This is a genomic window from Vibrio sp. YT-18 (genome assembly GCF_033337345.1).
GTDB classification, from domain to species: Bacteria; Pseudomonadota; Gammaproteobacteria; order Enterobacterales; family Vibrionaceae; genus Vibrio; species Vibrio alginolyticus.
The window spans coordinates 23,386-37,364 of the sequence record NZ_JAWOQO010000027.1; the positions used below are offsets into that span (position 1 = coordinate 23,386).

Genomic DNA, 13,979 nt, shown 5'->3' on the forward strand with positions numbered 1-13,979 from the left:
CAAAAATAAATGGGGCTATCTCAAAGCCAACTTAACTTTACGTTTTTGCCAACATCCTAAGCCGTCGGGCAACGTTTCATTAATCAACAAATAGGAGTGGCTGACATGGGTCACTTTGCCATTATTGCGTCCAAGGTATTGACCCGGCTTAACTTTATAGACGGTGCCATTGGGAGCCTGAACGAGGCCAGAAACCGTGTTATCCATGCCCATGACCCCTTTCAAACGTAATTGGCTTAATGGGAATTTTTCTAATTTTCCAGTTCGCCTTCTTGAGGGCGGTTGCCAACAATCTTTTCTTGCAACTGGCTGAGTCGCGATGGTGGCTTCTTTGGGCAATTCAAAGGGTGCACGCTGTACTTCCGGTGCGTACGTGACTGCAACATACTTGTCTGCGGGCTTAAGCTTCTCGACCTCTCGACGCGCCTGTGTTTCCACTCCTCGAATAAAATCCGTCAATGATTCATCATTCGCCTGGCAGCCCATCAATAGAGAACCCATCAGTACCAGCAACAAAGACTTACTTGTCATTTTTCGTCTCCTCCGGCTTAAACTGATAGGTGTTAGCGCGCACCCGAAAGTGCAGAGTTTCGCTCTCTTGGCTGACACGTTGCCAAGTCACATCTTTAAACGTGATGATTCGAGGTAGCGTCGCTATCGCCTGAGAAAAATGGCCGATGTCATGAAAGTCACCCGTTAACTCAATGTTTAAAGGGAGACGATAAAGGAAGTGCTCTGATTGTTTTTCGCCCCAGTCGATTCGGGTGAAAGTCAGCTTATTGTCGATGCCAAGTTCATTCACTGAAGCGAGCATTGTAGCCAGCTCTTTTTGCGCAGGCAGTTGCTGCAGCAATAACTCGTAACGGGTGGTAAGTTCATCCAATTGAGATTGAAGCTGAGGCAACGCTGCCACTTTGTTCGCTTTGATCTTCAATGCCACCTTGAGTGTCTGCTCCTGCTGGATCAAGTGATTCAACTGTTCTTCTTTCGGTTTAAGGTAAAACCAATAACCTAAGCCTTGAATCACCATGATCAGAAGCGCGATTACTATAATCTGGGGCAACAATGGCCACTCGGCCATTTCATCGATTTCGAGATCCTGCCAATCAACCACGTTGAGCCTCCAATTTCTTCTCCGTTACTTTGAACATGAAAGACACTTTGAATGTTTGAAACTCTTTCCCAAAACGGGCTTTGCCGTGAACGATGGAATGCATTTCTACGTCGTTCAACTTGGCCGAGCGCTCCATGTTGTCCAGCATCGTGGCAAGTTTTGGAGTGCTATCAGAGATCCCAGAGATCTCAATTTCCAGATCATTCATTTTGATCTTGTCGACATATACACCTTCAGGGATAACGGCAGGCATTAAGTTCATGAACTCGGTCGTTTTGTTTCGTCCGTTTTGTAAACCTTCAACGACCTTTAGGCGTTCGAGGATTTTGCTGTGCTCTTGCTCTGCAATTTTCATTGCTTCAATACGCTGGTCGAGTTCGGCAATGTAGTGAGTGAGGTAATCGAGCCGATCCTGTTGTTGATCTTGTTGGTACTCAAAAAACTTTCCAATACCCCACTGGATGCCAACAGCGACCAACATGCCTAATGCGACCAAACTGATGAAACGACGTCGGTGCTCTTCTCTTTGATTCTCTCGCCAAGGAAGTAAATTAATGCGATAAAGCACGGGCGCCTCCTAGCCAATGAATGCCACGAACGGCCAGTCCGGCTGCTGTTGAGAAATGCTGCCAATCCACAGCACGACGCTTACGCTTAGACACCTTCATCTCAAATAGCCCTAGCGGATTTAGCAATTCACACTCTAACGACAATTGTTGAGACAACTCTTCTGCGAGCATGGGAGTGGAGGCCCCCTCCCCTGATAACCAGATACCCTTGATGTTTTGTGAGCCATTGATTGAGGTATAGAGCTGCATCTGGCGCTTTACTCGCTCTATGATTTGACGGTTAAACAGCTCTGTTTTCTCCTGAGCATCATCGGACAGAAAATCGACTGGAGAAGCGCTGTTTGCTCCGCGTGTGCCGTAAGCAAACTCTTTGTGAAACAGTTCACCTTGTTCGGTAAACATGGTGAAGGAGCTCGATAAGGTGCCAATATCGAGTAAGCAGTATTTGTTTTTGTCAGGAAAGCGATCGGCGGTGAGCTTCCAGATATGACCAAGGCTTTGCGAATGCACGTCCACTAAAACAGGTTTTAGTCCGGACTTTTGTAATGCATCGACTCGGCCTTCTACCACATCTTTTCTTGTCGCAAACACTTGATAGCTATCACTGCCACTCTGCCCGCCCTCAGCGCGAAGACGAACGAAGTCTAAACTCAGCTCTTCGACAGGGAATGGCGATTGATGAGAAAAGGCTTGTATCACTGCAAACTCAACTTCACTCTCTTCAAGATTTTGTTCTATTTGCAGTTTCTTGCTAATTACCGAGTTATCAGGAACTGAGATCGCAACTTTTTTAGCACCAAAAGGCAGTTCTTTTTTTATCTGCTTGAGGGTCTTTACAATTTCTTGATGATTTATGGTGTTATTTTCAGCGACAATACCTTCCTTTAGTAATATTTCTTTGTAACCCAACAGAGCGTAATTGTTGCCTGTGGGTTTAAGTACTACGGCTTTGAGGCTGTTATGGCCTATATCGATGCCGGTAACGATTAGCTTATCCATCTCTTACTCTCGCTCCGAAATTTCTTCGTGCAAAGGTTGTTATTAGCATCCAAATAAGAGTTAATATCTCTTATGTGCTAAATTTTTGACCTAAGAGTACAAGGGTTTGCCGTTACACAGCCTCAACCAATCAGGGATTCTCCGGTGAAGTTCATAAAGCGTTTATTATTTTTAACATTGATTTGCATAATTCTTGGAGTCACCACAATATTTGGCTTCTATCAGTACGTGAAGCCTGAATTGCCAGATGTTGCAACTCTAAAAGACGTTGAATTACAAACACCTATGAAGGTGTTTAGTCAAGACGGGAAGCTGATCGCACAGTTCGGTGAAAAGCGTCGTATTCCTGTTACTTATGACGAAATTCCTCAAGACTTAATTCACGCGCTCATCGCAACCGAAGATAGTCGTTTCTATGAGCATCCTGGTATCGACCCTATCGGCATCACTCGTGCAGCGGTTGTTGTTGCGGTTTCAGGCTCGGCTAAACAGGGTGCAAGTACGATTACGCAACAGCTAGCTCGTAACTTCTTCTTATCTAATGAGAAGAAGATCATGCGTAAGATTAAAGAGATTTTTATTGCTATCCATATTGAGCAGCTTTTAAGTAAGCAAGAAATCATGGAGCTTTATGTCAATAAAATCTTCCTTGGTTACCGCTCATATGGCTTTGGTGCTGCCGCTCAAGTGTATTTTGGTAAGAGCCTTGATGAATTGACGTTAAGTGAGATTGCAACACTCGCTGGTATGCCAAAAGCGCCATCAACCATGAACCCAATTTACTCTCTTGAGCGCGCAACAAAACGCCGTAACGTTGTATTAATGCGAATGCTTGATGAGAAATACATTACACAAGAGCAGTATGACGAAGCACGCAATGAACCTATCGTGGCGCGTTATCATAGCGCTGAGATTGAGCTTTCCGCACCTTACGTAGCAGAGTTGGCTCGTGCATGGGCAGTAAAAGAGTACGGTGAAGAAGAAGCTTACACCTCTGGCTTGAATATCTACATGACTGTGGATTCTAAACTGCAAGATGCTGCGAATACGTCTGCGGTAAATAACCTCTTGTCATACGATGAACGTCACGGCTACCGTGGTGCAGAAAGTGTGCTTTGGAAAGAAGGGGAAGCGGCCTGGGGCAATGAGCAAATAGAAAAGCACCTGAAGAAACAGCCAACTTATGGTGACCTTTACCCTGCGGTTGTGACGAAAGTCGATGATAAGACGGCGCAAGTATGGGTTAAGAACCATGAAGAGCAAACCATCCCTTGGACTGGAATGCACTGGGCGCGTAAGTACATTACTGATAACCGCCAAGGCTCAACACCAAAGTCAGCGCATGATGTGCTAGCGACAGGTCAACAAGTTTGGGTTCGCGAAGTAAGTGAAACCGATGAAGATGACAACACAACACTGAGCTGGAAACTGAGCCAAGTGCCGACAGCAAACACCGCGTTTGTTGCGATGAACCCAGAAAATGGCGCGATATTGTCGCTGGTTGGTGGTTTCAACTTTGTTCACAGCAAGTTTAACCGTGCAACCATGTCAGTGCGTCAGGTTGGTTCAAGTATCAAGCCTTTCATCTACTCGGCAGCAATTGACAAAGGGCTGACTCTAGCGACTTTGATTAACGATGCGCCAATTAACAAGTGGGATGCAGGTTCTGGTTCAGCTTGGCGACCAAAAAACTCACCACCAACTTATGGTGGCCCAACGCGTCTTCGCCTCGGCTTAGCTCAATCAAAAAACGTCATGGCAGTGCGTACACTCCGTGAAGTTGGCCTCGAGGAGACACGTCAGTACCTTACTCGTTTCGGTTTTGATATTAACCAAGTACCACGCTCTGAGACCATCGCACTCGGAGCTGGCAGCTTAACACCAATGAAAGTGGCACAAGGTTACTCTGTGTTTGCAAACGGTGGTTATTACGTTGAACCATTCTATGTAGAACGCGTGGAAGATGCATTCGGTGAAGTACTGTTTAAAGCCAATCCAAAGAGTGTTTGTCATAAGGATTGTCCGCAAATGAGCGAGCAGCCAGAAAATCGCTACGCTGATGAATTTGGCGAACAAGACGTCGCGATTGATGGCCTAGCAACAGACAATGCCCTTGAAAATGATGAACCTCAATATGCACCGCAAGTTATCTCCGAACAGAATGCATTCTTAATGCGTGAGATGATGTACAGCAACATTTGGGGTGGCGGTAACTGGCGTGAAGGCACAGGTTGGAATGGTACAGGCTGGCGCGCGCAAAAACTTGGTCGTCGTGATATCGGGGGTAAAACGGGTACAACGAATGATTCCAAGGATGCTTGGTACAATGGCTATGGACCTGGTGTCGTTGCGATAGCTTGGGTTGGCTTTGATGATCACTCACGTGCACTTGGCCGCACCACTGTTAACAGCAACCTAGGGCAAGGCCAAATTTCTGGTGCCGAGTCGGGTGCGAAAACCGCAGAGCCTGCTTGGATTGACTTCATGCGTGTTGCGCTAGAAGGGACGCCGGAGCAAGGTAAAAATATTCCAGAGGATATTATTCGAGTTCGTATTGATCGCAACAGCGGTATGCTAACGCACAAGGTAGATAGCACATCAATGTTCGAATACTTTGAAAAAGGCACGGAGCCTACCGAATACGCTGGCGACCGTTTAGAAGATAGTATTTACTCTTCAGGCTCTGGCGCAGAAGAACTGTTCTAAATCACAAAAGCACAAGGGAGAGCATCAAGCTCTCCCTTTTTTATGTCTGCTTCTTATGCTGCAGCATTCAATGATGGATAAGAAGCCAACACCTCTTTAATCTTCGCTGCTAAAGCTTCAAACCTAGCTCGTAATGGTGAGCCCGGACGGTATACGAGAACGATATTACGCGAGGGGGTTGGGTTAACAGCTGGTACGTAGCATACGCCATCTTTTTGCTTCTCATTAGGGATAGAAAGCTGAGGCAATAACGTAATCCCCGCACCGGCAGCAACCATATTGCGTAACGTCTCCAAGCTGGTGGCTTTAAAACGCTCATCGTCTTTTGCACCAGCGGCAAAACAAAAACCTAACGCTTGATCTCGCAGACAGTGGCCGTCTCCCAACGCTAAAACGGTTTTACCATTCAGCTCCAACATATCAACATGGTCGAGAGAGGCCCACTCGTGGTCACATGGCACTGCGACACTTAATGGCTCTTGATACACTTCGATCTCTTTAAATGGCGCAGTTTCATCAACCGAAGCTAAAACTAAGCAATCTAGTTTGCCTTCTTCCAATTGACGCACTAATTGATGTGTTTGAGCTTCGTGCAGAAATAGTTCCAACTCAGGAAATGCTTCTTTTATCTGCGGCAGAATTTTGGGTAGTAGATAAGGCCCAACCGTCGGGATGAAACCAATATGCATCGGTCCAGTCATGGCTCCGCTTTGACCACTTGCCATATCTCTGAAGGTTTTCACTTCACTTAAGATGCGTTTAGCCTGCTCCACCAGCTGTAACCCTGAATCGGTAAACAAAACACGTCGGCTGCTTCGCTCTAAAAGCGTGGTCCCGAGTTCATCCTCTAGTTTACGAATTTGCCCACTCAATGTTGGCTGGCTAACAAAACATGCCTCTGCCGCTTTGCGAAAGTGCTTATGTTCCGCAAGTGCAACTAAGTACTCAAAATCTCGAATATTCATAATTCACGCTTCGCTTCTTTAACAATAGCTAATACCTATCAAAACCATAACACCAAACGATTAGAGCTATCAAAGGATTTTTACAATAATGGGCTCAACAAAACGAAACAGAGCGACGAAAAACGCTAAGCTCTATACGCATAATTTAAAATAGTTAAAGGAAATCATTATGTTTGTATCTAAAGAAGGTCAACAAGTCCCTCAAGTTACTTTTCCAGTTCGTCAAGGTGATTCTTGGGTGAATGTAACGACCGATGAGCTATTTAAAGGTAAGACCGTTATCGTATTTAGCTTACCGGGTGCATTTACTCCAACCTGTTCATCAAGCCATCTACCTCGTTACAACGAATTGTTCCCTGTATTTAAAGAGCACGGAGTGGATGAGATTATTTGTGTCTCGGTCAATGATACGTTCGTGATGAATGCATGGAAACAAGACCAAGAAGCAGAAAACATTACCTTCATCCCGGATGGTAATGGTGAATTCACCGATGGCATGGGTATGTTAGTGGATAAAAACGACATCGGCTTTGGCAAACGTTCATGGCGTTACAGCATGCTAGTAAAAGATGGCGTAGTGGAAAAAATGTTCATTGAGCCAAACGAACCAGGCGACCCATTCAAGGTGTCAGACGCAGATACGATGCTGAACTACATAGCGCCTGACTACAAAACGCAAGAATCCATCACGGTGTTCACTAAACCAGGCTGCCCTTTCTGTATGAAAGCGAAACAAAATCTGATTGACCACGGTCTTCAATATGAAGAAGTGATTCTGGGTAAAGACGCAACAACAGTTAGTCTACGAGCTATATCTGGTCGCACGACTGTTCCACAAGTCTTTATCGGTGGCAAGCATATAGGCGGTAGCGAAGAGCTAGAAGCGTATCTAGGCTAAGCTGTCCATAGCCTACACCCTCGGTCTCCGGTGCCTTTTGGCTCGGAGGCCAACCCTAAACCACTTCTTCTACTAGTCTAGATAAGTAGTCATCTGCCAATAAGGTGACTACTTATCCAGATTCAACTATCCAATTCACTCTCCAAGCTCAATGTAGCTAGCTTGGCTTAAAACAAAAGCGAGAGTTCACGATGAAACAAGTAAATGTCGACGTAGCGATTATTGGTGGCGGTACGGCTGGTCTTGGTGCTTATCGAGCAGCAAAAGCTCATACCAACAGCGTGGTAATGATTGAGGGCGGTCCCTACGGAACAACCTGTGCTCGTGTCGGATGCATGCCGTCTAAGCTGTTAATTGCGGCAGCAGAAAGTGTTCATCAAATCGAAAAAGCACCTGGATTTGGGATACACCCGCAAGGTGAAGTACGAATTAACGGACAAGAAGTTATGGATCGTGTAAAGCGCGAACGCGATCGTTTTGTTGGCTTTGTGCTTGAAAGTGTCGATGATATTCCCGCTGAAGACAAACTATCGGGCTACGCGAAGTTTGCCGATGACCACACTCTCATCATAGATGATCATACTCAGGTCACCGCACAGCGCATTGTTATTGCGACAGGATCTCGTCCAGCATATCCGGCAGCTTGGAATGAACTGGGTGATCGCCTAGTGATTAACGATGATGTATTTGACTGGGATGACTTACCAGAGTCCGTGGCAGTATTTGGCCCAGGAGTCATCGGCCTTGAATTGGGTCAGGCTTTACACCGCCTAGGGGTGAACGTGAAGCTCTTTGGCCTTGGAGGACAAGTGGGCCCACTGACAGACCCAGAGGTGATGGCGTATGCAGATAAAGCCTTTAAGGAAGAGTTCTACCTTGATGCAGATGTAAAAGTCGAAAGCATGAAACGCATTGCTTCATCAGACAATGACGGCGAAGACAAGGTCGAAATCCAATTCATCAACCATGATGGCGAATTAGAAACTTTCGTTGTCGATTACGTATTGGCCGCAACGGGTCGTCGTCCAAACGTCGATAAGCTGGCGATCGAGAACACCAATGTGGCTCTCGATGAACGTGGCGTACCAACGGCGGATCACTATACATTGCAAACTTCGGTAGAGAGCATCTTCATTGCAGGTGATGCAAGTAACCAAATTCCACTGCTGCACGAAGCCGCTGACCAAGGCCGTATTGCTGGAGACAACGCAGGCCGTTTCCCAGATATTCGTGCGGGTCTGCGTCGCTCACCAATTTCAGCCGTGTTCTCCGACCCTCAAATTGCTATGGTTGGCGAAACATATAAACAACTAGAAACACGTCTAGGCACATGTGGATGTTTCGCAACCGGTGAAGTCTCGTTTGAAAATCAAGGACGTTCGCGCGTCATGCTTCGTAATAAAGGTATTCTGCATGTCTACGGAGAGCAAGGCACTGGACGTTTTTTAGGTGCAGAAATGATGGGCCCGAATGCAGAGCATCTTGCGCACCTTTTAGCGTGGGCGCACCAAAATAGGATGACGATTTCTGAGATGTTAGATATGCCCTTCTATCACCCAGTGATTGAAGAAGGCGTCCGCACTGCTCTACGTGATTTGAATGCAAAACTACACTTAGGGCCAGAAATGGTGAAACATTGTCTTGACTGCGGCCCAGGCTGCTAACGCTTTCAGGCTTCTATCTAAATATAAAGCAAAGCCTCGTCATCAACGAGGCTTTGCTTTACTACTTTGGCGCAATGAAATCTCTCTTACGCTGCCATCATTGCATAGCGACTGACCATACAAATCGCGACAACACCGATCATAAAGAACCCACCAGCGATACTCAGCGCAAGTTTCAACTCTGTCGACATCATTATATTTCCTGTTAAAGACTGACAGAGCACCATACATCAATTACGTGCCACAAAGCTTTTACAAAGCTAACTTTCCATTTTTGGTTGTGTCATAGCGCTCTAAGTCCGGTACAAGAAACGCTTTCCACCATATAGTTAGATATATAATCTGAAGCAACACTAATGGTTTGGAAAACACTATGACTTGTCGCCGCTGCGAAGAACATTGGTTTTGGAAAAAACTTGGACGTTGCCAACGATGCTTGGATCAATTGACGGTACTTTCTGTACTGTGTTGGATTGTGTGGTGGTTTACGCTCAAAGATGATCCACAAAGCATCGAGTCGATCGCTTTGATCTTTGCCGGCTTCGCTTTCAACGTTTTGTTGTTTCTACACTTATGGATGCGTTTTGTCATCTTGCCTTGGCAACGTCGAAAGGGACAAAAAAAGGCCAATAAAAAAGAGAAAAGTGACAGATAGAAAAAAGCCCCAAAACCAATGTCAGTTCTGGGGCTCTCTTAGATTCTTCTAAGAAAAAGCAGTGGTACTTTAATAGACCGGGCTTCCTCTCAAAGGTTCCAAATTTTTTCGATTTTTTTAGCGAATACTGATGTAAGTAAACAGGAAAATGACTATGTCATTGAATGCTAATAAAATCACTCCACAACTTCAGTTCATGCCACATGCGTTTTTTGGATCACTTGCTCCATTAAATTGATCTCAAGCGCTACCTCATCACATGCATGTTGACGTGGGCACTGATCGCAATCTTTCAGAACTTTCTCCGGCAGTAATGACTTCGATGTCGGTAAAAAGCTTTGCTTCATAAAGAACTCAGGCGTTCGCGTTAGAACAAAGACTTTCTTGATCGCCATCTGGCGCGCTTTCTCAACCAAATAGTTCACAATCGCACTGCCCTGCCCTTGGCCTTGCCAGCCCGCTTCGATACCAAGAGAGCGTATTTCAGCCAACCCTGAGTCATACACATATAGAGAAGCGCAACCCGTCACTTCACCATGATGCTCAGCCACCGCGAAAGAGCCAATATCTCTCACGAGCTCATTACGAGAGCGCGGAAGATTCTCACCAAGGTTCGCCCAGTAAGCAACCATACCTTCCAACGTTTCAATGTCCGTCAAACGTGCAGGACGCACTTTCACCGCCGAGCTGTCACGCTGGCTCAGGCGCTTATCCGCTTGTTCTACCGCGTAAGCGACCTGGTGAGGCGAAACACCACCCAAAGCACAACGCTTTTCCAAACACGAATCGATAGTCAGAATGTCATACACATCCGCTTCAATGACTTCTGAGAAGGCTTTTAACTCTTCGAGGGACAGTTCTTCTAACGCACAACCTTTAGCAATAGCACCAACGACCGCGACACCGACGATGTGGTGAGCTTCACGGAATGGGATGCCTTTCGCAACTAGGTAATCAGCTAACTCCGTCGAGTTTGCGTAACCTTGTTTCGCCGCTTCTAGTGTGCGCTCGCCATTCACTTTAATACCGTCAAAACACAGAGCTGCCATTTCCATGCAGTCGTTCCATGTATCTAAAGCGTCAAACAACCCTTCTTTATCTTCCTGCATGTCTTTGTTGTACGCCAATGGCAAGGCTTTAACTGTCATCATCATGCTCGATAATGCGCCATAGACACGCCCTGTCTTACCACGGATCAACTCAAGTGCATCTGGGTTTTTCTTCTGTGGCATTAATGACGAACCAGATGTCACCGTATCCGCTAACTCAATGAAGTTTGACTCGCCTGAATTGTAGAAGATCATATCTTCTGCAAGACGAGAAAGGTGCAGCATAGAAATCGAAGCCACCGACATCAGCTCCATCACATGATCACGATCTGAAACCGAATCGAGTGAATTACGCGTAGCACGGAGGAAACCGAGATTATGTGCTAATTGTTCGCGATCAATCGGATAAGCCGTTCCCGCTAACGCACCCGAGCCAAGTGGACAAGTGTCGAGACGCTGTAAGGCATCATTCAGACGAGAGTAGTCACGCTCGAACATTTCAACATAAGCCAAGCACCAGTGAGCAAAGGTTACAGGTTGAGCACGCTGAAGATGAGTATAGCCTGGCAATACGGTGCCTTGGTGCTGTTTAGCAACATGGACCATTTGTGCTTGTAGGCGATCTAAAGCAATCAATAATTGCTGACCTTGCTGACGACACCAAAGTTTCAAGTCTGTGGCGACTTGGTCATTCCGAGAACGCCCAGTGTGGAGTTTTTTACCTAAATCTCCCACTTTACTGATTAGCTGCTGTTCAACCCAAGAGTGGATATCTTCTGCATCAGAGCGAAGAATTTGGTGAGGGTCTTCCATCACTTCTAACTTCAGCTCATTTAAAGCAAGTTCCAGTTTTTGCTGTTCTTCTGCCGATAGCACATCAACAGAAAGCAGAGCTTTAGACCATGCGATTGAACCTACGATGTCTTGCTCAGCTAATCGGTAGTCAAAACGCAACGAATCATTGAACTCTTTAAATCTGGTATCTGCCGCTTGGGTAAATCTTCCGCCCCATAATGCCATTGCGTCTCTCCTGATGACTATTGCTTACTTTAACGTTCTCGAATGAGTAGTAACCAATTTGATGGTCATTTGCTCACTTTTTCTTATGGGTCAACGTTACGGCAATTTCGACAAAAAATAAAGTATAAATTCAATATTTTTACATATATATTCAAACCAACTTTAGATACCCGCTTTTAGAAACCAAAAGACCCGCCTATAAATGGCGGGTCTTTATTCAATCCAAGATGGATGTTAAGGGATTATTTCTTCTGGCTGTTCAATGCACGAATACGGCTTGATAGCGAGTAAAGACGGATGAAACCACCTGCATGGCTTTGGTCGTACACTTCATCTTCACCAAAAGTCGCGAACTCTTCTGAATACAAGCTGTTGTCAGAACGTTTTTGCGTCACTGTCGCTTGACCTTTGTAGAGCTTAACAACCACTTCACCGTTAACGTCTTGCGCTAGCTCTTCTGAAGCGGCAAGGATCGATTTACATAGTGGCGTAAACCAACGGCCATCGTATACAAGGTGAGACGCTTTTAGACCTAGCTCCTCACGGAATTCGAATGATGATTTGTCTAGCACAAGCTGCTCTACAGCACGCAGCGCTTCCATCATGATGGTGCCTCCCGGTGTTTCATAACAACCACGAGACTTCATCCCAACAAGACGGTTTTCCACGATATCGATACGGCCAACACCGTGCTTAGCGCCCTTCTCGTTTAGGTAAACCAGTGCGTTATATGGTGTCATCACTTCACCATCAACTTCGACCACTTCACCTTTTTCTACTTTCAGCGTGACGTATTCCGCTTCATTTGGCGCTTGCTCTGGGTCGACAGTCCACACCCAGCAGTCTTCGTTTGGTGCGTTCCACGTATCTTCTAAAACGCCGCCTTCCGTCGAAATGTGCCATGCGTTTGCATCACGTGAATAGATCTTAGTAAGAGACGCAGAGCAAGGAATATTACGCTCAGCTAGGTAATCCAAACACTCTTCACGGCTCACTAGGTCCCACTCACGCCAAGGTGCAATCACTTGTAAGTCCGGTGCTAGTGCTGCGAATGCGCCTTCAAAACGTACTTGGTCGTTACCTTTACCTGTACAGCCATGACACAGAGCGTCCGCGCCCACTTTACGTGCCACTTCAACCTGCGCTTTGGCAATGATTGGACGCGCCATTGATGTACCTAGCAGGTACTTACCTTCGTAGTACGCGCCGGTTTTTAGCGTTGGGTAAATGTAGTCTGCGACCATTTCTTCTTTCAAGTCAGCGATGTAGCACTCAGAAGCACCAGAGGCTTTTGCTTTCGCTTCAATGCCTTCTAGCTCTTCGGCACCTTGACCAACATCGGCAACGAAAGCCACTACTTCACAGTCGTAGTTCTCTTTTAGCCACGGGATAATTACTGAAGTATCTAGACCGCCTGAGTATGCGACTACCACTTTATTTACGTTCACTTTGCTCATGTTTTTTCTCCAAACTTAACTGGCGCTGCGCTCGGCGGTCAGTGCCAACTACGACTTCCTAATATTGAATTCTTTTGCTGATGCTTATTGAGGCAAGAATTGAGTACCAATACTTTCACCAGCGAATAACTGTGCTAATTTTTCTGGGTAACGCCAGGTCGCGACTTCAATTGGACGGCCAAGATCATTGGCGGCCTCCAAAGCGGCTTTAACTTTGACGATCATGCCATCGGTGATCACATGTCCATCGATCAACGAGTTAGCTTGCTGCTCTGACAGGGTTTTGATCAAATGGCCTTTTCCATCTAATACACCACTCACGTCTGATAACAGGACTAACTCCGCATCTAATGCGCCCGCAACCGCGACTGCTGCTTGATCAGCATTCACATTCATCATCTGGCCATCTTTGGTTAAACCAATTGAACTGATGATCGGCAGTGCACCTGTGTTTAGCACCGCTTGTAATAGTGCTGAGTCACCCGGTGATGCTTTGCCTACCGCGCCGAGTTCTGGGTCAAGTTCTTCAACAAGACACAAACCACCATCCGCAAGGCTAAGGCCCACAGCGTTAAGACCGTCCGCAATCGCTTGACCTTGAAGTAACTTATTCGCAGTGCCTGCAAGCGCGCCTGCAATCACAGGAATTTGATCGTAAGGCGTTACGCGTAAACCGTTTTTCTTTACGGTTTCAAGCTGAAGCTTTGCCATCAACTCATCAACTAGGTAGCCACCGCCATGAACGATGGCGATTTGTCGCTGTGCCGATTTTTGGTAAGCCGCAATGGCACCAAACAGTTGGCTTAAGGTTTGAGTGCATGATAGAGCTGCACCACCTAGCTTAATGACTAAAGGAGCTTGATTGGTTTGCGTCATCGCATTT

Annotated in this window: 12 protein-coding genes; 4 read left to right on the top strand and 8 right to left on the bottom strand. The window is 46.2% G+C overall.

Annotated features, from left to right (window positions below; all coding sequences use genetic code 11):
• Nucleotides 1-15 precede the first annotated feature (15 nt).
• Genes R7M72_RS22570 through pilM form a run of 4 tightly spaced genes read right to left on the bottom strand, consistent with a single transcriptional unit; the run spans nucleotide 16 to nucleotide 2,682 of the window.
• A complete protein-coding gene (locus tag R7M72_RS22570; protein ID WP_005382766.1) occupies nucleotides 16-531 on the bottom strand; it encodes a pilus assembly protein PilP in 516 nt (171 codons plus the stop codon).
• Entirely contained in the window at nucleotides 521-1,114 is a 594-nt protein-coding gene (locus R7M72_RS22575; protein ID WP_054577258.1) for a type 4a pilus biogenesis protein PilO, read from the bottom strand. The genes R7M72_RS22570 and R7M72_RS22575 overlap by 11 nt, the downstream gene beginning before the upstream one ends.
• Nucleotides 1,107-1,682: a PilN domain-containing protein gene (locus R7M72_RS22580; RefSeq protein WP_054577259.1), complete on the bottom strand. Its 576-nt coding sequence runs from the start codon at nucleotides 1,680-1,682 to the stop codon at nucleotides 1,107-1,109. The genes R7M72_RS22575 and R7M72_RS22580 overlap by 8 nt, the downstream gene beginning before the upstream one ends.
• Nucleotides 1,666-2,682, bottom strand: coding sequence for a type IV pilus biogenesis protein PilM (gene pilM / locus R7M72_RS22585; RefSeq protein ID WP_017821733.1), 1,017 nt, complete (start codon nucleotides 2,680-2,682; stop codon nucleotides 1,666-1,668). Before pilM ends, R7M72_RS22580 begins: the two co-directional genes overlap by 17 nt.
• Nucleotides 2,683-2,826: 144 nt before the next feature.
• On the opposite strand from pilM, the gene R7M72_RS22590 reads away from it, so the two are divergent.
• Complete coding sequence (locus R7M72_RS22590) at nucleotides 2,827-5,388, top strand: penicillin-binding protein 1A (protein WP_025768081.1); 2,562 nt, start codon at nucleotides 2,827-2,829, stop codon at nucleotides 5,386-5,388.
• Between the two features lie 53 nt (nucleotides 5,389-5,441).
• Here R7M72_RS22590 and oxyR read toward each other — a convergent pair whose 3' ends face one another.
• Nucleotides 5,442-6,353 (bottom strand): DNA-binding transcriptional regulator OxyR, encoded by a 912-nt coding sequence (gene oxyR, locus R7M72_RS22595; protein WP_005381326.1) that lies wholly within the window; start codon nucleotides 6,351-6,353, stop codon nucleotides 5,442-5,444.
• Between the two features lie 169 nt (nucleotides 6,354-6,522).
• On the opposite strand from oxyR, the gene R7M72_RS22600 reads away from it, so the two are divergent.
• The 3 genes from R7M72_RS22600 to R7M72_RS22610 all read left to right on the top strand — a co-directional run bounded on the left by R7M72_RS22600 (nucleotide 6,523) and on the right by R7M72_RS22610 (nucleotide 9,570).
• Nucleotides 6,523-7,251, top strand: a complete 729-nt coding sequence (locus R7M72_RS22600; protein ID WP_005382781.1) for a redoxin family protein — start codon at nucleotides 6,523-6,525, stop codon at nucleotides 7,249-7,251.
• Between the two features lie 191 nt (nucleotides 7,252-7,442).
• Nucleotides 7,443-8,915: a dihydrolipoyl dehydrogenase gene (locus tag R7M72_RS22605; protein WP_054702247.1), complete on the top strand. Its 1,473-nt coding sequence runs from the start codon at nucleotides 7,443-7,445 to the stop codon at nucleotides 8,913-8,915.
• Between the two features lie 373 nt (nucleotides 8,916-9,288).
• Nucleotides 9,289-9,570: a DUF3624 domain-containing protein gene (locus R7M72_RS22610; protein WP_025768083.1), complete on the top strand. Its 282-nt coding sequence runs from the start codon at nucleotides 9,289-9,291 to the stop codon at nucleotides 9,568-9,570.
• A gap of 194 nt (nucleotides 9,571-9,764) precedes the next feature.
• On the opposite strand, the gene argH is transcribed toward R7M72_RS22610, so the two are convergent.
• The 3 genes from argH to argB form a co-directional block, all read right to left on the bottom strand.
• Nucleotides 9,765-11,639: an argininosuccinate lyase gene (gene argH / locus R7M72_RS22615; protein WP_170897639.1), complete on the bottom strand. Its 1,875-nt coding sequence runs from the start codon at nucleotides 11,637-11,639 to the stop codon at nucleotides 9,765-9,767.
• 242 nt (nucleotides 11,640-11,881) lie between these two features.
• Nucleotides 11,882-13,096, bottom strand: coding sequence for an argininosuccinate synthase (locus R7M72_RS22620; protein WP_005381332.1), 1,215 nt, complete (start codon nucleotides 13,094-13,096; stop codon nucleotides 11,882-11,884).
• 84 nt (nucleotides 13,097-13,180) lie between these two features.
• A complete protein-coding gene (argB, locus tag R7M72_RS22625; protein ID WP_005381333.1) occupies nucleotides 13,181-13,972 on the bottom strand; it encodes an acetylglutamate kinase in 792 nt (263 codons plus the stop codon).
• Nucleotides 13,973-13,979: the final 7 nt, after the last annotated feature.

Excerpts from the sequence above, each read along its gene's own strand:
- R7M72_RS22570 (WP_005382766.1), bottom strand. The coding sequence starts at position 531 with ATGACAAGTAAGTCTTTGTTGCTGGTACTGATGGGTTCTCTATTGATG.
- pilM (WP_017821733.1), bottom strand. The coding sequence starts at position 2,682 with ATGGATAAGCTAATCGTTACCGGCATCGATATAGGCCATAACAGCCTC.
- oxyR (WP_005381326.1), bottom strand. The coding sequence starts at position 6,353 with ATGAATATTCGAGATTTTGAGTACTTAGTTGCACTTGCGGAACATAAG.
- R7M72_RS22600 (WP_005382781.1), top strand. The coding sequence starts at position 6,523 with ATGTTTGTATCTAAAGAAGGTCAACAAGTCCCTCAAGTTACTTTTCCA.
- R7M72_RS22605 (WP_054702247.1), top strand. The coding sequence starts at position 7,443 with ATGAAACAAGTAAATGTCGACGTAGCGATTATTGGTGGCGGTACGGCT.
- R7M72_RS22610 (WP_025768083.1), top strand. The coding sequence starts at position 9,289 with ATGACTTGTCGCCGCTGCGAAGAACATTGGTTTTGGAAAAAACTTGGA.
- argH (WP_170897639.1), bottom strand. The coding sequence starts at position 11,639 with ATGGCATTATGGGGCGGAAGATTTACCCAAGCGGCAGATACCAGATTT.
- R7M72_RS22620 (WP_005381332.1), bottom strand. The coding sequence starts at position 13,096 with ATGAGCAAAGTGAACGTAAATAAAGTGGTAGTCGCATACTCAGGCGGT.
- argB (WP_005381333.1), bottom strand. The coding sequence starts at position 13,972 with ATGACGCAAACCAATCAAGCTCCTTTAGTCATTAAGCTAGGTGGTGCA.